General features: G+C 44.9%; 2 protein-coding genes and 1 pseudogene. 1 reads left to right on the plus strand and 2 read right to left on the minus strand.

From position 1 onward, the window contains the following. Nucleotides 1-807: pseudogene (locus B4K20_RS07700) on the minus strand (glycoside hydrolase); the annotation flags it as partial. Next, on the minus strand, nucleotides 797-2065 hold the full coding sequence (glgC, locus tag B4K20_RS07705) for a glucose-1-phosphate adenylyltransferase (RefSeq protein WP_286304256.1): 1269 nt from the start codon (nucleotides 2063-2065) through the stop codon (nucleotides 797-799). The gene glgC and the pseudogene B4K20_RS07700, both read right to left, overlap by 11 nt. 97 nt (nucleotides 2066-2162) lie before the next feature. Between glgC and glgB the strand changes: the two genes are divergently transcribed. Continuing rightward, nucleotides 2163-3457, plus strand: a 1295-nt coding sequence (gene glgB / locus B4K20_RS07710) for a 1,4-alpha-glucan branching enzyme (RefSeq protein ID WP_414683369.1), incomplete at its 3' end; no start/stop codon positions are given.

Raw genomic sequence — 3457 nt, forward strand, 5'->3', positions numbered from 1 at the left:
AAAGACTCTCACCCCCTCATCCATATGCCAATGTGCGCGTTGCTCACCTCCAGGGTAGTGTGTCTCTAGAGGAAGATCAGCATCGGGCATGGCTTCATGCGTCGAGTTCATATCCAGTAAAAGAGGGATAATAGGATGAGCATAAGGTGTGACAGATAATTCAACGCGCCCGCTTTCTGCTAGACGACGATAACGCGGAAGCAAATCTTTTAAGAGCTCACCAATCACTATCATCAACTGCCGCCTATCATGAAATGTATAATGACGACCTTTTTTCATCAATGCCTGAATACGAACATCGCTTCGTCTAACTGACTCGGCCATCCAAACCAAGTGATACCAGACCAGCATATCAATCATAAACTGATCATTCACATAGTTAAGACGCTCTGGCTCATTCATCAACCAACGAGCCATTTTGACTAACTTGGCAAAATGTGGAAATGGTTGAATCAGTTTTTCCTCGTTAGCGCGTAAGCATGCATTAATCAATGTCTTACGCTCCTCGGCATGCACCGGCTGAACGGGAGAATCTAATGCGATGAGTAATGGATCTTTCAGCCGCCCCGTACCTTTGAAGCGTCCCTGTAACTGTTCATCATAATCGGCAAGTTGCTCCAGTAACGTCGGGGCAAAGTTCACCACGGCTTTAGCACCAGGCACATTTTCTAGATGCCATGCCATATCAACATAGTCTTTAATAGCATGAAGATACGTCCAGGGTAGCTGATACATGCCACCCATAGGCTCGCTATATTGTGGCTGGTGCATGTGCCAGCATAGTACGACTTTAATTTTATCTGACATAACGATAATTTTGTCCTAGCATTTCTGGCGTGACTAAAACCACACCATTAGGAGAGACGTAATAACGTTTTGCATCTTGTTCCAAGTCCACACCGATAACTGTACCTTCTGGTATAACACAGCCTTTATCGATGACCACTCGTTTCAAAACAGAATGTCGGCCGATGGTCACATCTGGCAAGATAACGCTATCTTCAACTAATGAATAACTGTGAACTTCAACGTTCGAGAACAACACAGAGTGTCGAACGGTAGAGCCGGAGATGATACATCCACCTGACACCATCGAATCTACGGCCATCCCTCTTCTGTCATCATCATCGAAAACAAATTTTGCCGGCGGCTGTTGTGCTTGATGTGTCCATATAGGCCAATCATCATCATACAAGTTCAATTCAGGTGTAACACCAATCAATTCGAGATTGGCTGACCAAAAAGCATCAATAGTACCCACATCACGCCAATAGCCCGGGTCATTTCCCTGAACATCTTTGTATGGGAAAGCAACGACTTTATAATTTTTAATCAAGTTAGGAATAATGTCATGACCAAAGTCGTGACTAGAAGTGCGAGTATCAGCATCTTTAATTAGCTGCTCGTACAAGAATGCCGCGTTAAAAACATAAATCCCCATGGATGCAAGCGCTACATCCTCTCGCCCAATAATGGGAGTCGGCTCATCAGGTTTTTCATTAAACGCAACAATACGTCTATTTGCATCGACCGACATGACCCCCAGCGACTTGGCCTCTTCGATAGGTACCTCTATACAGCCAATGGTCATATCAGCATTCTGCGCGACATGCTCAGCTAGCATATCACCATAATCCATTTTGTAGATATGATCGCCTGCCAAAATCAATACATATTCCGGACCGTGATTTCTTAAAATATCTATATTTTGATATACAGCATCAGCTGTACCGGCATACCAGCCTCTTTCATTTCGTTGTGACGCGGGTAATAACTCCACAAACTCTCCCAGCGCACCTCGCATAAACCCCCAGCCCTGCTGGACATGTCTGATTAGTGAGTGAGCCTTGTACTGGGTCAGTATGCCTACACGTCTAATGCCTGAGTTCACGCAATTCGACAAAGGAAAATCGATAATTCTGAACTTCCCTCCAAAAGGAACTGCGGGTTTAGCACGCCAGTCTGTCAGTTGTTTAAGCCTCGAACCACGACCGCCGGCTAAGATTAATGCCAAGGTATCTCGTGTAAGACGGCTGACAAAACGGGTACTATTGTTTTCACTCATAGATGAATTCTCCGGCAAAAAACCTATTATTTGTGCTGTAATATTGTTAGCCTGCCACAAGCGAGCTACATACAGCAATTAAAATTTACAGGACATTATGACGATGATTTTTGACAACAATTTGAATGAAGACATCATTAAAATTATAGAAGCACGTCATCATGATCCTTTCAGTGTTCTAGGGCTCCATCAAAACGCCGGGCAAGCCGAAATCCGTGCCTTTTTGCCTGATACAGACAAGGCATTTATAGATGGCGAATTACCCATGCAACGTGTTGAAGGAAGTGACTTTTTCTTATGGAAAGGTCCACAGGAAACGATTAAATGGCCCTATAAAATTCACCGTCACCGCCATAATGGTGAGCAAATCGCATATCATGATCCCTACAGCATCATGCCTCAAATATCAGATTATGACCTTCACCTTTTTGCAGAAGGTAAGCACTGGCATGCTTATAAAATTCTAGGTGCGCACTATTATGAAATAGAAGGAATCAAAGGCACCTTATTTGCAACATGGGCACCCGGCGCAGAACGTGTCAGTGTGGTTGGTAATTTCAATCAGTGGGATGGTCGACGTCATCCAATGCGAGTCAGAGGCGCCACTGGCGTATGGGAACTGTTCATTCCCGAGCTGATGCCAGGTGAATTATATAAGTTCGAAATTCGTAGCCGTCAAGGAGGCTCTTTACATCTTAAGATGGATCCTTACGGACAACAATGTGAGCTAAGACCTGGAACAGCCTCAATCGTCAGCACTCCAACCACTCACCAGTGGATGGATGAAGAATGGCTGACCACTCGTGAACGAAGTAATTGGCTGCACACGCCACATTCTGTCTACGAAGTGCATCTTGGTTCCTGGAAGCGTCATCAGGATGGGCGATTTTATAATTACCGTGAACTCGCCGATGAACTCGTTCCCTACGTGAATGAGATGGGTTTTACTCACATTGAATTACTACCGATTACAGAGCACCCTCTCGATATTTCATGGGGCTATCAAACCACAGGCTATTTTGCACCTACCAGCCGTTTTGGTAAGCCTGATGACTTCCGGTATTTCGTTGACCAGTGTCACCAGCACGATATCGGTGTGATCTTAGACTGGGTACCGGGCCACTTTCCTAAAGACGCACACGGACTTGCCAAATTTGATGGAACAGCCCTTTATGAACACGCGGATCCGAGGCGTGGTGAACATCAAGACTGGGGCACACTTATCTTCAATTACGGAAGAAAAGAAGTCTTTAACTTCCTTTTATCCAGTGCTTTTTATTGGCTGGAAGAGTTTCATATCGATGGGTTACGCGTCGATGCCGTCGCCTCAATGCTTTACCTCGATTACTCAAGAAAAGAGGGAGAATGGTTACCTAATCAATATGGTGGCCG

It is taken from the genome of Methylophaga sp. UBA5088 (assembly GCF_002414625.1).
In the GTDB taxonomy this organism is placed as follows: domain Bacteria; phylum Pseudomonadota; class Gammaproteobacteria; order Nitrosococcales; family Methylophagaceae; genus Methylophaga; species Methylophaga marina.

Bases quoted from the DNA above. Each gene is read 5' to 3' on its own strand.
- glgC (WP_286304256.1), bottom strand. From the start codon at position 2,065: ATGAGTGAAAACAATAGTACCCGTTTTGTCAGCCGTCTTACACGAGAT.